The organism is Branchiibius cervicis (assembly GCF_042661605.1).
Classification (GTDB): domain Bacteria; phylum Actinomycetota; class Actinomycetes; order Actinomycetales; family Dermatophilaceae; genus Branchiibius; species Branchiibius cervicis.
The window spans coordinates 2,136,071-2,151,986 of record NZ_JBHSWJ010000002.1 but is presented as its reverse complement, the minus strand read 5'-3'; the positions used below and the strand labels follow the sequence as shown (position 1 = coordinate 2,151,986).

The window sequence follows — 15,916 nt, the reverse complement described above, 5'->3', positions numbered from 1 at the left end:
GACGTCAACCGAGCAGAGCTCGCCTGGCGAGAGGACTCACGTCAGTCACGACCAACTCGCTGTTGCGGATGACTGAGAACCGCAATAGGTGTTGAGACTGCAGGGCCTGCAACACAGCCTGAACTGTCCGGAACGAGGCGCCGTACGTGGTTGGTTCGAGCTTGCGGATGTCCTGGTTCACTACATCAGAAAGGACCTTGGTGCGTAATCCTTCGACGTCCACTCCGTTCGATGCTTCGAGGTCGAGCCACGCGCCGTTCGGGATTCCGTTGATGATGAATCGGGTGCTCCCGGCCATGAAGGTCACGCTCACCTGGCCGGCGGACGCGAGGGCATGCACGCTTTCGATGAAGGAGGGTTCGGTCAGACCTGCCTCCATCGCACGATCCCTGACGGCATCGGAGAAGAGGACAGCATTCGCGCTGTCGTGCGCTTGCAGGTGCTTGAACAGCAACCGCAGTACGGTCTCGTCGGCAGGCGTCTGTGTCTGATGAACGGGCTCGGCGGCGAAGGCCGGTGGTGCGCCGAGCGGCGGCTTTTGATCCACCCCGTACAGATTGTTGACCACTTGCTGGACTGCCCCATCGAGTCCCACACGAGGGACTGACACCCAGAGAAGGTGTTTCAGCGCGCTTGGCACGTCGACATCCTCGTCGAGCACGATCGGGATGAGCCTGGTCTTCCGCTCGGTCGTAATCCGCCTGACGACGCTCGCGTGGAGTTCTTCGGTTACCCACGGCTTGCCAACGCTGACATGTGACAAGACGACCACGATCGCGTCGGCCCGAGGAATGCCCTCATCGAAGATCCGATGCACGAGGCTGTCGCCCGCCCTGATCTCCCACTTATCGACCCAGGCGTCGATCCCCTTCTCGCGCAGCGCGGTCGCGAAGGGCTCGACGAATCGCTCCTTGTCCTCAGTGGCGTGGCTGATGAACGCCTTGATCGGGAGCCGAGCTTCGGTGGTCACGGTCCAACTGTCTCAGCCATTACGCCGCTGGGACGAGTTTGAGCGGTGCGGCGGCGTCGGCGCGTCGCAACGGTTTGTGACGGGAGCTTGCTCGTGTCGTGAGGCCTGGGCGGTGCTCCGAGCACCAGCGAAAGGGCGTCGCACCGTGCACTCATGGACATTGTTTTGGACGCGACCGCCGAGCCTGCTCTGTCGCCGGACGACATTCCGTTGCGGCGTGAGATTGCCTGTCGGGGAATCCTCGACGACACGTTCCAACCGAACCGGCCGGAGGGGTTCTTGCGGGCCAAAGCCATCTGCGACACCTGCCTGTCAACGAAGTCGTGCCTGCGCCGGGGCCGGGAGACAGACGGCTACGGCGTGTGGGGTGGGGTGATGCTGCGCGCCGGCAGAGAGGTCGACTGGTCCAGCATGGGCGCTAAGAAGGGCAGAAAGGCTGGGCGTAAGCCAGGGGCTACCAACAAGCGCAAGGAGCGCGTCGACGCTGCAGCCTGACGCTTTGGCTGTTTCGCCGCCAACCAACACTGGCATGAGCACCTTCTGCCTGCCTACGCCGTCGGTCGATCGCGGCCCCTTTGCCTACCGCGCAGCATCTGTTGTCGGTGGTGTCCGATGAGCACGGTCGATGCGTCGGGCGCGATCCACGGCGCCGACGGGAAGTTCGCTGGGCACGTCGCCGGGGAGGCCGCTGAGGTATCCCTGCGCGGCCCGGATGGCAGTGACACTGTTGCTGCGCCGGTCAGTAGTGACTGGCGGGAGTTGCGTGCCCGGCAACTGGATTCCCTGGGGTATGTCGCGCCGATCGCCACCAGCACCCGGATTGACCCGAAGACCACCGAGGGCATTGATCAGTGGTGGAGTACGACGTTCGTGGACGCCGAGTACGGCCATGGCGGCGGCGACTACCCGTTGATGCCGGACGACAACACCCCGAACATGACTGCGGGCAAGTCGATCTCGGGGAACCGTCGCACGCACCGCATGTCCTACTCGGGTCACGGTGTGACGTTGCGGATGCCGTCCAAGACCGCGATCCATCGGTTCAGCGCTGCCCAGCACGACCGCACGTTTGACGTGCCGGTTTCGGCGTCGCTTCCTGACGGTCGGATGGTGCACGGCACAGTGCGTGTCACGAAAGGTTCTGACGGTCAGTGGGAGACGAAAGGCTTGGGGTTCGCGCCCGAGCACGAGGTGTTCGTCGCCGAGGGTGTCAGTGCTGTCTTGGAAGGCCAGCGAGCTCGTACGTCATTGGCGGCGGCTGGCGACTTGGAGGCACGCCGCCGCGAGCGGTTGGCGAACACCGGCGCGAAGGCGATGCCGGTGACCTCCACCTGGATCCGGTCGGTTGGCTACGGTTCGACCGATTCCGGTGAGGGCATGATGACGTTGACCACGAAGGGTTACACCCGCAAGGACGGCAGCGTGGCGCCGCCGAAAACGTACGGCTACAAGGTCGATCCGGCCACGTACGCCGCGATGGCGAACAGTGACGCGCCGGGCAAGGTGTTCAACCGATTCGTTCGCGGTGAGCGCGGCGTCACCGTCGACACCTGCGGCAAGTGCGGGTTGATGACTGCCAGCGGCGCGGACCATCACTGCCCGACGCGGGAGAAGCCGCGGTCAGTGGAGGACGCGGCGATCCGGGAGCGGCAGCGTGAGCGTGCTGCGTTGGTGGCGCGAATCTTCCGCCGGCGAAACTAGCAGTGCCCGGACGTGGCCCACGCACTGGCGACAGTCGTCGCACCGTAAGGGTGTGGGCCGGGCGTTTGATCCGACCGCGACGATCGACCACTTGGAGACTTGGATATGGCTTTGCTGACTTCGCAGATCGACGGCGACGGCGATCCGATGCTGCCTGTGCACCCTGACGGGGCACGTTGGCAGTTCGTGATGTTGTTCGGCGACCGGATGCAGGCGGTGGCGGACACCGCAACGGAGTTGCTGCCGTTGGTGGTGGCCGGTTACGACCACATCGCGGCCGACGACATCGAGAGTGCGTTCCTTGCCCGTTTCGACCACGCGGCGGGAGTCGCTGCGTTCGTGCAGCATTCGGCGTTGCAGGCAGCCATTGACAGTGGCTACCAGTTGGACGATGACGTGGCGACCACGGCGATGATGTCACCCAAGACGGACCCGTTGCCGGGGCCGGTGCTGGGACGAGCCGGTGTGTGGGACGAGCCGGTGCCGTTGGTTCTGGTTGCCAGCCACTACGCGCCGTACACCGAACTGGCTGCGCCGTCCGGTGACGGTGTGATCCTGGTCGACCCGTACACCGAGAAGGGCTACCTGGCAGGACTGGATCAGTTGGGGCTGGTGACGTTCCGGGAGTTGTCGCTGGTCTGAGCGGCCGGATGCCGTGAGCCCCGGCGTCGTCGCACCGCAGGGGCATGGCTAGTCCTGTTTGCTCGATTGACGGTTGCGACGCAGCAGTGGATGCCCGTGGGCTGTGCGCAGGCCACTACCGACGCCTGAGGCGTTACGGAAACCCGTCAGGCCGCGCGGGGGATGCGAAGGTTGGGCCGCCGTGTGCCGTCGAGGGCTGCACCGTTACCACATTCACCCGCGGTTTCTGCGTGAAGCACTACCAACGCCTGAGGCGTTACGGCGACCCACTGGGTGGAGGACCAGCCTATGGGCCGCGACGGACGGGTTGTTCCATCGAAGGGTGCGATGGCAAGCACTATGGCCGCGGTTACTGCCGCAAGCACTACCAACGGTGGTGGCTTCGTCGCGGTGGTCCCTCATCGCCGACGACGGGCTATCAGTAGATCCCGGCTAACGCCGGCCCCTGTCCGGAGGCGACGCAACAATGGGCCGGTGACAACCCCGACACGTCCGTCGCCAGGCCAGTCGGAGCTCGCCCGGATCGTCGAGTCGACCTGGGCTGAGTCGACGCGCCGCGCCTACCGCAGCCAATGGGTTCAGGTGCAGTCGTGGTGTGACCGCAACGGCGCCCAGTCGCTGCCCCTGGAACCGGAGGATCTGGCTCGCCACCTGCGATTCAGCGCCCAGATCGCTCGGGCCGATGGTTCGCCGGCGGCAGCCACGTCGACATTGGCGTTGCGGGTGGCCGCCGCCAATGCGGTGCATCGGATCGCTGGCTTACCAGAGCCTGGCGGTCACCCGGTCGTGGTTGCGGCGTTGGCGAGCATCCGGCGACAGCGTAAGCGTCCGCCGAAGCAGGCGGCGGCCTTCGATGTTGAGATGCTGCGAACCACCCTGAGCCACTTCGACTTTCGGCACTGGCCTCGCAGCGTGGCGGCGCGGCGGGATGCAGCGTTGCTGTTGTTGGGCTTCGCGGGCGCGTTGCGCCGTAGCGAGTTGGTTGGGCTACGAACCGGGGATGTGTCATTCCAGGCTGGCGCCGATTCCGAACCGCACCTGCGAGTCGTCATCAGGGCCAGCAAGACTGACCAGTTCGGTGACGGGGAGGTCATTGCGGTGCCGGTCGGCCAGCACCCACTGACCTGCGTACCATGCGCGGTGCGTGCTTGGTTGGTGCTGTCCAGCATTGAGGGGCGGCCGCAAACGATGGCCGCAGCGCGGAACCTGTCTGCAGTCAGCAACACCCATCATTGCGACCAGCCGTGGCCGGACAGCCAAGCCGACCAACCACTGTTGCGTCGGGTGTACCGCTCCGGTGCGATCGGTGATGGGGTGCTGTCCGGGTCCAGCGTGGGTGCGGTGTTGGAGCGCAGGATGAGCGCGGCGGGGATGGACCCGGAGCGGTTCAGTGCACACAGCCTGCGGGCAGGCTTTGTCACGACGGCTGACGCGGGCGGGGCGTTGTTGACGGCGATCATGCGCCAGACCCGTCACCGCAAACCGGAGACGGTGGTGCGCTACATCCGCCACGCTAACCCGATGGCTGGCAACGCGGTGAAAAGCGTTGGCCTGTAGATGGATTCGCTGCTCGCCGATTGGCTCACCAGCCGCGGGCTGTCCGTCGGCGATGGTGACCCGCCACGGCTGGCTTTGTTGATCGAGTTCGCCGCCGAGTGTCCCCAGGCGCCGTCGACGCTGCGCCGCAGCCTTGCCGGCTGGTTGCCGAGCACCGTTGCTACGGGTTGGCGGCCGCCGCCGTGGCTGACTGGCTCTGGCACGGTACGTCAGGCTCGGGACCAGGTCATCGGGTTGTTCGCCGGAGCTGGAATGACCCGGGCACAGATCAGTGAACTCACCACCGACGACGTGGTGCTGGTGGGTGCGTCGTGGCGCGTCGGTCCACTGCTGCTGGAAGCGACCACCGACCCGGCGACATGCTCGTGCTGCGCCGTGGCCCGGTGGGCGGCGGTGCTCGATGGGTATGCCGAAACCAGAAGCCCTGACGATGCCGTCCTGGCGTTGCGCCAAATCGACCTTCCTGGCCAGCACGCTTGCCAGTTCGTCGCGGCCTTGGCCGAGTGGGACAGGCGACGTGCGCCGCTACTGGTAGGCATCGACCGACGCGGCTACCTGTCTGATGGTGCGCTCTCGACAAGATCGGTGACGGCGGCGATCTCGCAGGGGCTTCGGCGCGACGGCTGGGTCAGGACCGCTTCGGCGACCAAGAGAGACCTGCCCGCGCCGGGCGTTCGTCGCGTCCCGTCCGACATCGGAGTGTGGTTGGACAGGCTGGAGGAGGCCGTCCAGGTTGCGTTGGAGCGCTCGGAGCACGTCCTGACCGGAGGATAACCGGACCCTGGCATCGCGGATCTGGCCCATGTAGAAGGTTGTGCTGGAACAGATGAGGGTGCCGTTGCCGGCCGGGTTCGACCCGGACCGTCATTCCGGTGCAGTCGTGAGCAAGGTTCGCCAGGCCAAAGGCCCCGAGTGGAGCCTGGCGAACATCGACACCGAAGCGAACGTGGCAGTGTTCCGACGGCACGTCGCTGAAACGACGGTGACTGCTGCGGCCAAAGCCAGTGGCAGCGTGAAGACCCCGGAGAGCTTCCAGGTGTCATTGTCGGCGGCCGACGCCAAACCGACCATGGGCGAGAAGGTCGCAGCGACGCTGCAGGACACCTACCCGGGGTTCTACCTGACTGACTTCGACCCACACCTTGCCCGCGCTACCCTGACGAAACTGGACGACGACACCGCGCGCTGCCGCGGCGCGGTCGCGACGGCGCTCGGGGTGAAGCCGTGGGACGTGCAGGCCGCCCCGCGCCCCGGTGGTGGCTACCTGTTGGGTCTGCCGAAGTCCTACATGCCGTCCAAGCACGACGAGAAGCTGGACGAGGTCGCCACCAGCGTCGTCGGGCAGTTCGGCTGGTACGTCGTCGCGGACGCGAACAAGCTGACGGCTCAGGTCATCCCGAGCGATCCGCCGACTTTTCCACCGACTATCCGATTGAATCTGGCTGGTCTCGGAGCTGATCTGCACCGGACCCCGATCGGCGACATCTTGCCGCCGCCGGGACAGAAGAAGTACGACACCGTGAGCATCGACTGGCGAGCTCACGCGTTCGGATTGGTCAGTGGCACCGCGGGCGCGGGCAAGACGAACACGTTGAACAGCATCATCGCCGACCAGGTCGCCGGGGGCGCTGCGCTGGTCATCGTGGACGAGCCGTCCAAAGCGATCGACTACTCCTGGTGCAAGAAGTACGTGCGCGACGGCGGCTGGGGCTGTGACGGTTTGCGTTCGGCGGTGACGGCGTTGGCGTTGGTCTACGAGGAGGGCAACCGCCGCGCCAAGGTGCTGGAGCAGGCCGGCGTGACCAACTGGTTCGACCTGCCCGACGACCAGCGGTTCCCGCCGATCCTGTGCATCGTGGACGAGGTGGCCGGGTTGCTGGTGGGGGAGAAGCTTCCGCCTGGAGTGGACCGGAAGATGCCCGAAGTGCAAGAGGTTATCGAGGAGAACCGACTGAAGTTCAAGCTGCAACGCGTCATCACGAAGATTGCCGCGGAGAAGCGGTTCGTCGGTATCCGCATGTTGCTGAGCAGTCAGGTGTCGAACCAGAACTCAGGACTGCCGCCGTCGTTGAAGACGCTGCTTGGTCAGCGTGTTCTGATGGGGCCGAACCCCTCGAAGATACAACGTGATCAGGCGTTCAGTGTTGCCGACCGCGTACCGACGGTGCCGGACAACGTCGCAAACGGCGGCATGGTCTCCAAGGGCGTCGGCGGGGCCGAGCTCGAAGGGCAAGCGCCGGTGGTGTTCAAGTCGTTCTTCGCGACCTCTGGCCAGCTCGACGCCGAACTTGCCAGCCGTGGCGTGCCCACCACGTCCCGGCCGGAGCCGACACAGGCGGAGATGGACGAATACTGTCCCGTGTCGGAGGAAGACCTTGACGACGAAGGCCCAGCCTTCGACCCGCGCCGCGACGCTCCGGAGACGTTCAGCGACGACGGTGAGCAACTGTTCGGCGCGGCAGCGGCAGCGGCAGCTAGTAGGCGCCTAGAGGCGCAGGCCAAGGCTCAGCGTGCCGCTAAAGATGCGGGTGCTGGGACGTCAGGCGCCGATGGCCCACGGTGCCCGTCGTGCCGAGCACCCATTCGTAGCGACGGGACTTGCGAATGCTGAGGATGTTCGAGTGGCGGTTCGCGGAGAACATCCTGCTTCGCGCTGTCGGGAAGCTGGTGTACCTGATCGCGTGGATCGTTGGCTTGGCTGTGGCCGGCGCCATTGTGTTGTGGGCGCTCAAAGCGTTCGGCGTCATCGACGTTTTCGCCACGATCAGTCAGTTGCGCGCCAGGATCGGCCTGACCGATTGGAAGAAGACTGCCGGTAGCGCGGTCGGGGTGATCTTCCTCGCCTGGCTGGCGTGGTCGGTCATCGACAGCCCGCCGTCCGGCTCCGGCAACTACAGCAACAGCCAGCAGAACTACTACAACCGGCGCAACGTCACCTACGTCGACCGCCGCGAGATGCGCCGCATGGAACGCCAGCAGGACCGTCGTGATCGACGGGACCGTCAGGACGGCCTGTGATGCGAGCAATTCCGCAGACGTACGCCGGTGTCCGGTTCCGCTCCACCCTCGAAGCCGACTGGGCGGTCAACCTTGATGCGCTGCGGATGGTGTGGCAGTACGAACCAGAGGGGGTCGTCATGCCCAGTGGCACCTACTACCGCTGTGACATGTATCTGCCGCGGCTGAGCACTTTCGTCGAAGTGAAGGGACCCCACAACGAACGGCTCTGGAAACCGGGGGAACTGGCTACTGCGACCATGCACGCACCCGGCTGTGAACACGGCCAACCGGTTGAGGTGTCCGGACTGCATGACGATTGCGCGTGCGGGTTCGGTCCGTCTTTCCCTTGGCGGTTCGTCGTGGTCGCGCGCCCGGGGGAGCGAGGACGAATTGCGTTTCATGCAGCACTTGATGAAGCCAAGGCAGTGATCGCATTGTGTTCGGTCTGTATGCAGTACAGCTTCGCCGACGTCAACGCACCATGGCACTGCCGACGGTGCCGTAGCAGCGGTGCAGTGAAGGTGCTTCGTTCCGGCGACGTCACATTCCGCCAGATCGACCACGAGGCGGGCAAGCATCGAGCAAGGCGCCAAGCCGCCACGAGAGGGACCCGCGCGCAGCCGTCCCGGCGCAAAGCGGGCTGAGCCGCCAACCAACATGGCGTGACCACAGTTGACGCATCAGGCGCGATTCACGGCAACGACGGGCGGTTCGCCGGCCACATTGCCGGTGAACCGGACGACGGACTCGAACTAGCCCAGCCGGGCGCCACCGGCGACGACCTGCCGAACGACCCGGATATCCGCGCCAGAGATGCTGCGACGCAGCGGCGACTGCGCCAGGTGACGATCGAGCCCGGCACCGGTGGCTGCCCGCCGGTCATGGTGGGCGACGTCGACATCGCCAACACCTATATCGGCAACATGCCGCTGCGCGCCCGAGCCTACCTTGCTCTGTATGCCGAGCACATCGAGCAAAACCCGGGCCACCAGGTACCTGAGAGCCTGCGGGATGCGCTGACGGCTAGCCGCGAAAAGGCATTGGCGGCAAGGGAACTGCACGAACAGTTCGGGGGGAACGTCAGCGTCGAGGATGAGCACTTCGGTTCTGACCCGCGCAACACGCAGCGGGTCACGTCGTGGACGAACGCCGACGGCGAGCTGGGCGTGGCCGCGCGCGAATGGGACGCCGCTAGCTTCCGCTACGAAGACGCTCACGGAACGCCGGTCGAGTTCACCGAGACGCAGGACTTCGACGCCCATGACGGCATGGGCCCGGCGGTGGAGAAGCGGTTCGTCTCGGCGACCCGGTTGCCTGACGGCGAACTACTGCGCCCGCAACGGGCCGAATGGGGCGACGGTGACTACCGGTTGCATTTCGAGCGGCAACTACCGGACGGCGGCGCCCACACCTGGTCTGCCGACCCCGACGACCAGTCTGAGGCGTACCACGACAAAATCGGTCTGGTTCACCGCGACGACGGTCCAGCAATGATCGACGAACGCTGCATCGAGTACCGCCGGCACGGCATCACACATCGCGACCGCAATCAGGGGCCGGCGGTGATCGGGTCAGACGGTAAGGCGCACTTCATCGAGAACGGCTGCAACGTCGACGACCAGATCTTCCCTGGCCAGGCGCGGGCTGCCGGTTTGGAACCTGACCCGGCTGGCGGCTGGCGGGTGCCCGGAGCCGGTCCACGATTCAACCCGGCGGACGCCTACTACGAGGGCCGATTCGACGGGGAACCGGCATGACGGCTCGTGACGCATCGGGGCTCCTCGGGCTCGCTGGGCACACCGGGCTCCGCTCGACGCACGGTGCGGCCAGACACAACCAGGAGGGGTCCGAATGAGCACGGTCGATGCGTCGGGTGCGATCCACGGGTCCGACGGCAAGTTCGCGGGCCACGTTGCGGGAGAGGCGGATTCGTCGGTGACCTTGGGCGACCCCGTGCCGGATCAACCGGATACGGCGGTCGACCCCGGGGGCACCAGCCACGACCATGTGGTGCTGACTCAGCGTTGCCGTACAGCACAGCGTGTGCTGCGCGACGCCCGCATGGATCCTCGGACCGGCGGCACGCCACCGCACATCGTGGGCGGCGTCGACATCGCGAACACACCGGTCGAAGACTGGCCGGACAGTGTGCGGTCCGGGGTTGGCAATCTCGGGTTGGGGCTGAGCCTCACGACACAGCGACCGGCTTCGGAAGCCATGCTCAGGGACGTTGAAGCGCACGAAGCGGCAGGCGGCCGCATCGAGGTCATCACCGACAAGCGTTCCCGGCAAGTAGTCAGATGGACTCGCGACGGCCGACCTTGGCGCGACACCAGCGGGTGTCGGCAGATGGGCGTGCCGGTGGAGTTCACCGACCGCACGCCGACCGCCGTCTTGACCCCCGACGGGAACCTGGTGAAGGCAGCCTTGCGCGACCAAGGCATGCTCTCCCATACCGACCCTGACGGGACGATAACCAGCTTCTACCCGCTGACAGGGACGCAATGGTCCGTCGATGAGGAACGTCGTCCGCACCGCACCGACGGTCCGGCGTACCTGGGCGACCGAACAATCGAATACCTACGCCGAGGCATCACCCATCGCGAGGTCGACCAGGGACCGGCCATCGTTGGCTATGACGGTCGGGTCGACTACGTGGAGTTTGGTGCCGGTGTTCAGCCAACCGAAGCCCAGATGGCTCGGCACAACGTGGTTCGTGCCGGCGATGGGTCGCTGTGGCTGAACGGGTTTCACCACGACGACGGCGACCGGCTGCTGGACTGGTACAACCGCGGCTTCATCGTCTGACGGGAAACAGGAACCGCCGCCAACCAACAAGGCATGAGCACAGTCGATGCGTCGGGCGCGATCCACGGCAGCGACGGCAAGTTCGCTGGCCACGTTGCGGGAGAGCCGGACCCGGCGGTGACGTTGGCAGGGGTAACACAGGCAAGTCCCGACTTGGATCAGATCAACGCCGCCAATCTGGACATGGCTGAGCAGATCATCCAGATCCAGCAAGACCTGGATGAAAAGGTCGCTGAACTGCAGGCCCGGCAGATGGCCGCTGCGCTGGTCGCTGACGGTGGGCTGCCGGATGGCGCGTTCGCCGAGATCTCCTTCGACGAAGACGACGGCGACCTGACAGCGACCATCTGGTCGCAGGGCGACTACAACCTTTTGGCCTGCAGCGACCCGATGACCGGTGACCAGGCTGTTGCATTCCAGCAGCGATACGGCGACGGCACCGATGTCGGGCTCGACGTGGACAAGATCCGCAGAAGCGTGTTGAGCCCGATGGAACGGGTGCTCGGAGCGCAGCCGTCTCAGGCTGTCGGAACACTGACTGCCGCACGGTGGCAGTCGAGCCGGGACGACCTCGCCCGGGCCGAGCTGACCACGGTTCGCGACCGGGTCCGCGAGCAGTGCCCCACCGCACGCTACGTCGGCGTGATCGACTCCGACGGCAGCTACGAACTGGACGCAGTCACCGATGTTCAGGGCAACACTCTGCCGTTCGAGGACCCGGGTGACGGGGAGATCTTCGACGCTCTGCAAACACCCGGCGAGTCCGGCTACGGCAACATCGACGGCACTGGTCTGGCACCGCGCTGGTCGCGAGGGAAGTACCACCGCCTGTACGACCTCGACAACATCTCCGGAGTAGCGCTATGACCACGGTCGACGCCGCTGGATTCCTGCGGCTCGCTCCGCATCGCCTTCGCCATCACACCTTGCGCATCGGGCTTCGCTCGGTGCACGAGGCAACCCGACGCAACCTGGAGGTTCTGATATGAGCACGGTCGATGCGTCGGGCGCGATCCACGCCGCGGATGGCAAGTTCGCCGGCCACATCAGTTCCGAATCGACCGTGACGTTAGCGTCGGCGCCTGCGGTCCTCGGCGTCCCGCAGAACGCGGAGCAGATGGAAGTTGGCGACAACCTGGCCGCCGACGTGTTGGACACCAATCTGGCGCTGCAACACTTCGACTTCCCCGAGCGGGGAGCGCTGACCCGCGAGGCTCACGGTGCATCCCTTCGCTCGATCCGCCACGAACTCAGTTCGCGCTACCCAGGCTCGACAGCGGTCGTCTTGGAGTACGACCACGACAGCCGCGACTGGTTTCCCGACCGCGTGTTGGACGGCTCGGGCGAGCCGATGGTCCTGGACGCCGGCGGAAATACCTACCTGGATCTGGTTGACGCCGGAGAACTGACTGACCGGCTGTGGAACGCGCGAGTGAACCTGGCCAACTACCACCCCGAAGGCGCTGACCGCACCGGGTCAGTGACGTTGAGCTTCGACCAGATCGACCAGGACTACCCACCCCGAACCCCGCAGGAAGCGGCAGCCGACCTGGACTCAGCGATCGACGCGCATCTCGCCGAGTTGCAGCGTCGAACGGGAGAACTGCGCAGCGAGCTCGCCACCCGACGCAGCAACGGAGAACCAGCATGAGCACGATTGACCCCAGCGGCGCGATCCACGGAAGCGATGGCAAGTTCACTGGTCACGTCGCGGGAGAAGCGGACGACTCCGTCAGCCTCACCTCTGGATCCTCCAGCCCGGGCAACCCACTGGACGACGACGCGACCCTCGAAGCGGTTGAGCGACGCAATCTCGCCCTGGCGCGGTCACTCGACGCGATCGAGGATCAGATCAACAATGCCGACGCCGACCTGGCAGTCAAAGACTTCGCGGCACAGTTGGCTCGGGCGGAGCGCGACACTCCCTCCATCCGTGACGCCCAGGTCGCGACCGTGTTCGTCGACCGCAGTGATGTGGACGGCCGGATCGTGCTGACGCTGTGCCCGGACGCGACGACATGCACCCGATCTACCGCACGATGCGGGACGGCTCGACGTTGGCGTTCAAGGAACGCTTCGGGGTGGCCGGCCGCGAAGACGACTTGGTCGACCTGACCAAGTTGCGCGCCGAAGCAAGGAAGCCGGCAGCGACTGGACTGTGGGAAGTCAGGGATGCCGCGGAGCGTGCGACCGCGAAGCAGGCGCACGCCACGATCCGTGACGAGGTCCGGGACGTGGTGCCGGCAGGCCGGTTCGTGGCGTACTTCGATGACGCCGACGGGCCGCAGATGGAAGGCGTGTACGACGCCGACGGCAGCCAGGTGTACGGCGACCAGTCCGACCCCAGTTGGCACACCGACTTCGCCGCGCGTGACGACGACTTCGAGATGGACGTCAACGACGACCTGAACGCACTCGGGGACCGCGCCGAGTATTACTGGCCCGACGCCCATGCGGAGTGGGTGCCGCGCGGGTGCAACGTCATCGACCTCGACGCCGACCCGGAGTATCTGCGATGAGCACGGTCGACGCCTCCGGGCTCCTGCGGCTCGCTTCGCGACGCCTTCGTCGCCACGCCCCGCACACCGAGCTTCGCTCGGCGCACGAGGCAACCCGACCGGGCCTGGAGGTTCTGGCATGAGCACGGTCGACGCCTCCGGCGCTATCCACGGGTCCGACGGCAGGTTCGCTGGCCACGTCAGCTCCGAGTCGGACGTGACCCTGGAGCAGCCCGTCGGGCCGCCAGCAGGGAGCCGCTACGTGACGGCGCAGCGTTCCGGGGAGACCGTGTACCTGACGGCCAAGCAGTACGGCGACAAGACGATGCTGTCCTGTTCGATCGAGCCGACGCCGGTCGCCCCAGGGGGCATTGACGACGTGCTGGGACGCGCCGCGGAAGACCCCACGCTGTCAGAGGTGGGCGTGACCGACCCGGAGCCAGATCAGCAGATGCTGCAGCGGGCGGCGTCCAGTGCCCGGCGGGCTTTCGACCTGGGCAATGCTGCTTGGGCGGTTCAGCGGCAGCAGCATGAGAAGTCTGCGATCGCCGCAGCACAGTATGTGCGGGCGTACTACCCGGACGCTGCCACGGTGACGTTCCGCGACAGCGACGAGTACGCCGACGACCGGTGGCATCCGCGGGAGCTGGTCGCCGCCGACGGCACAGTCTTGGAGGACGACCTGTGGGACACCGCCGCATACTCGGACATCGAAGGGGTGTCCGGCGGACTGGTCTACACCGAGGCGTCCATGTCGCCGCACTTCAAGGCCAGCGTCGGTTTCGGCGACGTGCGGCTGTTGACGATGAACATCGACGGAGTGCTCAGGCCGGACGGCTCGGAGTACAACCGCGACACTAGCGTGCGGCGGATCAGCCCGTTCGTCGGCGGATACCTGGCCGCCCACGGCGAGGAGGCCGACAAGCAAACGGCCGTCAAAGACATGCTCACCGACCTACATCACTGGGCGAAAGCCAGCGACGTCGACCTCGACGCGGCCATGGCCGGCGCTTCCTGGATGGCCGATGAGGAAGACGCCGAATGGGGCGAAACCACATGAGCACGGTCGTTACCGCCGGATTCCTGCGGCTCGCGACGCGTGTCCGCGCCCCGCACACCGAGCTGCGCTTGGCGCACGGGGCAACCCGACCTGGCCTGGAGGAGTCTGCATGAGCACGGTCGATGCGTCGGGTGCGGTCCACGGGTCCGACGGCAAGTTTGCGGGTCACGTTGCGGCAGAGTCTGATTCGTCTGTGATGCTGACATCGGCGGCAGAGGCGCAGCCGGATCACGACCAGTACGGGCCGTTGCGGGGCGACCTCGACCGCGTCATCGCTCAGCAGTTCGCTCACCTGTCGACAGCGCAGTTGCGCGCCAAGATTGAACAGATCAAGACCGCCAACAGTGACGACCCCACCTACGAGTTGAACCGCAGACTCGCGACCACTGGCCAGTCGTTCCGGTGGGTTCGAGAGGGTCGTCGAGAGAAGATCGAGATCTACACACAGGGGGAGCCGGGCAAGCCGTACTACGTGCCCGCTGGCCAGCCGGTTCCCACAGAACGCACTGAGGTGGTGCGCCGCTTCAATGAAGCCGCCAGCAAGGCTGCGCGCGGCGAGTCGTTCACCGATTCCGACGCCGCCGACGTCGCGAGGTATCACGCGACGTACGGTCTGCGCGACTTCGCCGACGGCAAGCCGGTCCTGTCAGCCGAGCTCAAACACGCCACTCGTTGGCTGCGCAACCACCGAGTCGAGCAGCCTGAACTCGATGCTTTCGACGCCTGGGTCGACTCTAAGAATCCACACCCTCAAGTACCTCAGACCTAAGAGAAGGGACAGTCACGCGATGACCACAGTTGACGCTTCGGGCGCGATCCACGCAAGCGATGGCAAGTTCACGGGACACATTGCAGGAGAGGCGGATTCGACGGTCAGCCTGTCGACCCCTGGTGGCGCGCAGCTCACCGACCGGCTTTCGCGTGCGGGTGAGGCGACCCTCGAAATGGAGTCGTATCTGCTTGCGATGAGGGAGCAGATCAACGAGGAGATGGCTCGTCTCGCGGGCCGCCACCTGGCCCTGGAACGCGCAGAGGTTTCCTCGGCCAGTGGGCAACCGGATGAGGCAACTCAGGCCGAGGTGACATACGAGTTCGACGGTGACGACTCGGTGGTTTGGATCGAACCAGAAGAGGATGGCGACCGAATCTCGCAACAGTTTTCGATGCCTGCAGACGAAGTAGGCGCGTTCCTGGATCGTTTTGCAGTGCCCGGCACGATGAACCACGACGCCGCCAGCGCACGCATTGACCTGGAGAAACTTCGGCGCGAGCTGGACACACCCGGCAGGCCGATCGACGTGGTGCACCGAGCCTCCAACGCGGGCACCGACATCGCCTCAAAGCGTGACCTGGAGAGCCTGCGGGACATGGTTCGGGCCGAGTGCCCCAGCGGCAGGTTCGTTGCTCTCCGCCGCCCGGACGGTTCCGACTACTGGCAGATCGACGCCGTGCTGGATTCTGACGGGGCTGACGTGGACTTCGACCCCTGCCGGATGATCGGAAACGAACATCCTGAGTCCCTGGTGCAAGGGGCTGCCGAAACCGGGTTCGCGACAGCCTGGACGCAGTTCGGTGGCCGGGACGCCAGCCTCGAACCGGACATGGCGGACACTTGGGACAGCCTGTACGAAGCGGTCATTGATCTGGATGACCTTTCACGTCGCTGACGGGAGTGCGCCG

At 65.8% G+C, this 15,916-nt stretch carries 17 protein-coding genes; 16 read left to right on the top strand and 1 reads right to left on the bottom strand.

The genetic code is table 11. The annotated features are described in order from the left end of the window. Positions 1-4: 4 nt before the first annotated feature. Positions 5-970 carry a toll/interleukin-1 receptor domain-containing protein gene (locus ACFQBT_RS11310; protein ID WP_377822751.1) on the bottom strand — a complete coding sequence of 322 codons (966 nt, stop codon included), beginning with the start codon at positions 968-970 and terminating at the stop codon, positions 5-7. A gap of 153 nt (positions 971-1,123) precedes the next feature. Between ACFQBT_RS11310 and ACFQBT_RS11305 the strand changes: the two genes are divergently transcribed. From ACFQBT_RS11305 to ACFQBT_RS11230, 16 genes are all read left to right on the top strand, one after another. Beyond that, positions 1,124-1,465 (top strand): WhiB family transcriptional regulator, encoded by a 342-nt coding sequence (locus ACFQBT_RS11305; protein ID WP_377822749.1) that lies wholly within the window; start codon positions 1,124-1,126, stop codon positions 1,463-1,465. Positions 1,466-1,582: 117 nt separating this feature from the next. After that, positions 1,583-2,671: a hypothetical protein gene (locus tag ACFQBT_RS11300; RefSeq protein ID WP_377822747.1), complete on the top strand. Its 1,089-nt coding sequence runs from the start codon at positions 1,583-1,585 to the stop codon at positions 2,669-2,671. 105 nt (positions 2,672-2,776) lie between these two features. Then, on the top strand, positions 2,777-3,313 hold the full coding sequence (locus ACFQBT_RS11295) for a hypothetical protein (RefSeq protein ID WP_291523204.1): 537 nt from the start codon (positions 2,777-2,779) through the stop codon (positions 3,311-3,313). Between the two features lie 861 nt (positions 3,314-4,174). Then, positions 4,175-4,870, top strand: a complete 696-nt coding sequence (locus tag ACFQBT_RS11290) for a site-specific integrase (protein WP_377822745.1) — start codon at positions 4,175-4,177, stop codon at positions 4,868-4,870. Continuing rightward, complete coding sequence (locus tag ACFQBT_RS11285) at positions 4,871-5,644, top strand: hypothetical protein (RefSeq protein ID WP_377822743.1); 774 nt, start codon at positions 4,871-4,873, stop codon at positions 5,642-5,644. 106 nt (positions 5,645-5,750) lie between these two features. Then, positions 5,751-7,481 (top strand): cell division protein FtsK, encoded by a 1,731-nt coding sequence (locus tag ACFQBT_RS11280; protein WP_377822741.1) that lies wholly within the window; start codon positions 5,751-5,753, stop codon positions 7,479-7,481. Further along, complete coding sequence (locus ACFQBT_RS11275; protein WP_146202530.1) at positions 7,475-7,888, top strand: hypothetical protein; 414 nt, start codon at positions 7,475-7,477, stop codon at positions 7,886-7,888. Before ACFQBT_RS11280 ends, ACFQBT_RS11275 begins: the two co-directional genes overlap by 7 nt. A gap of 644 nt (positions 7,889-8,532) precedes the next feature. Further along, positions 8,533-9,627 carry a hypothetical protein gene (locus ACFQBT_RS11270; protein ID WP_377822739.1) on the top strand — a complete coding sequence of 365 codons (1,095 nt, stop codon included), beginning with the start codon at positions 8,533-8,535 and terminating at the stop codon, positions 9,625-9,627. A gap of 94 nt (positions 9,628-9,721) precedes the next feature. After that, the gene (locus tag ACFQBT_RS11265) at positions 9,722-10,678 is read left to right on the top strand and encodes a hypothetical protein (protein WP_377822737.1); all 957 of its coding nucleotides are present in this window, start codon (positions 9,722-9,724) and stop codon (positions 10,676-10,678) included. Between the two features lie 33 nt (positions 10,679-10,711). Continuing rightward, on the top strand, positions 10,712-11,545 hold the full coding sequence (locus tag ACFQBT_RS11260; RefSeq protein WP_377822735.1) for a hypothetical protein: 834 nt from the start codon (positions 10,712-10,714) through the stop codon (positions 11,543-11,545). A 118-nt stretch (positions 11,546-11,663) separates the two neighbouring features. After that, positions 11,664-12,329 (top strand): hypothetical protein, encoded by a 666-nt coding sequence (locus ACFQBT_RS11255; RefSeq protein WP_109685095.1) that lies wholly within the window; start codon positions 11,664-11,666, stop codon positions 12,327-12,329. Next, positions 12,326-12,793: a hypothetical protein gene (locus ACFQBT_RS11250; protein WP_377822733.1), complete on the top strand. Its 468-nt coding sequence runs from the start codon at positions 12,326-12,328 to the stop codon at positions 12,791-12,793. The genes ACFQBT_RS11255 and ACFQBT_RS11250 overlap by 4 nt, the downstream gene beginning before the upstream one ends. Next, on the top strand, positions 12,679-13,197 hold the full coding sequence (locus ACFQBT_RS11245; RefSeq protein ID WP_377822731.1) for a hypothetical protein: 519 nt from the start codon (positions 12,679-12,681) through the stop codon (positions 13,195-13,197). The genes ACFQBT_RS11250 and ACFQBT_RS11245 overlap by 115 nt, the downstream gene beginning before the upstream one ends. Positions 13,198-13,315: 118 nt before the next feature. Then, complete coding sequence (locus ACFQBT_RS11240; protein WP_377822729.1) at positions 13,316-14,236, top strand: hypothetical protein; 921 nt, start codon at positions 13,316-13,318, stop codon at positions 14,234-14,236. A 109-nt stretch (positions 14,237-14,345) separates the two neighbouring features. Further along, a complete protein-coding gene (locus ACFQBT_RS11235; protein ID WP_109685089.1) occupies positions 14,346-15,005 on the top strand; it encodes a hypothetical protein in 660 nt (219 codons plus the stop codon). After that, the gene (locus ACFQBT_RS11230; protein ID WP_377822727.1) at positions 14,947-15,903 is read left to right on the top strand and encodes a hypothetical protein; all 957 of its coding nucleotides are present in this window, start codon (positions 14,947-14,949) and stop codon (positions 15,901-15,903) included. The genes ACFQBT_RS11235 and ACFQBT_RS11230 overlap by 59 nt, the downstream gene beginning before the upstream one ends. Positions 15,904-15,916 lie beyond the last annotated feature (13 nt).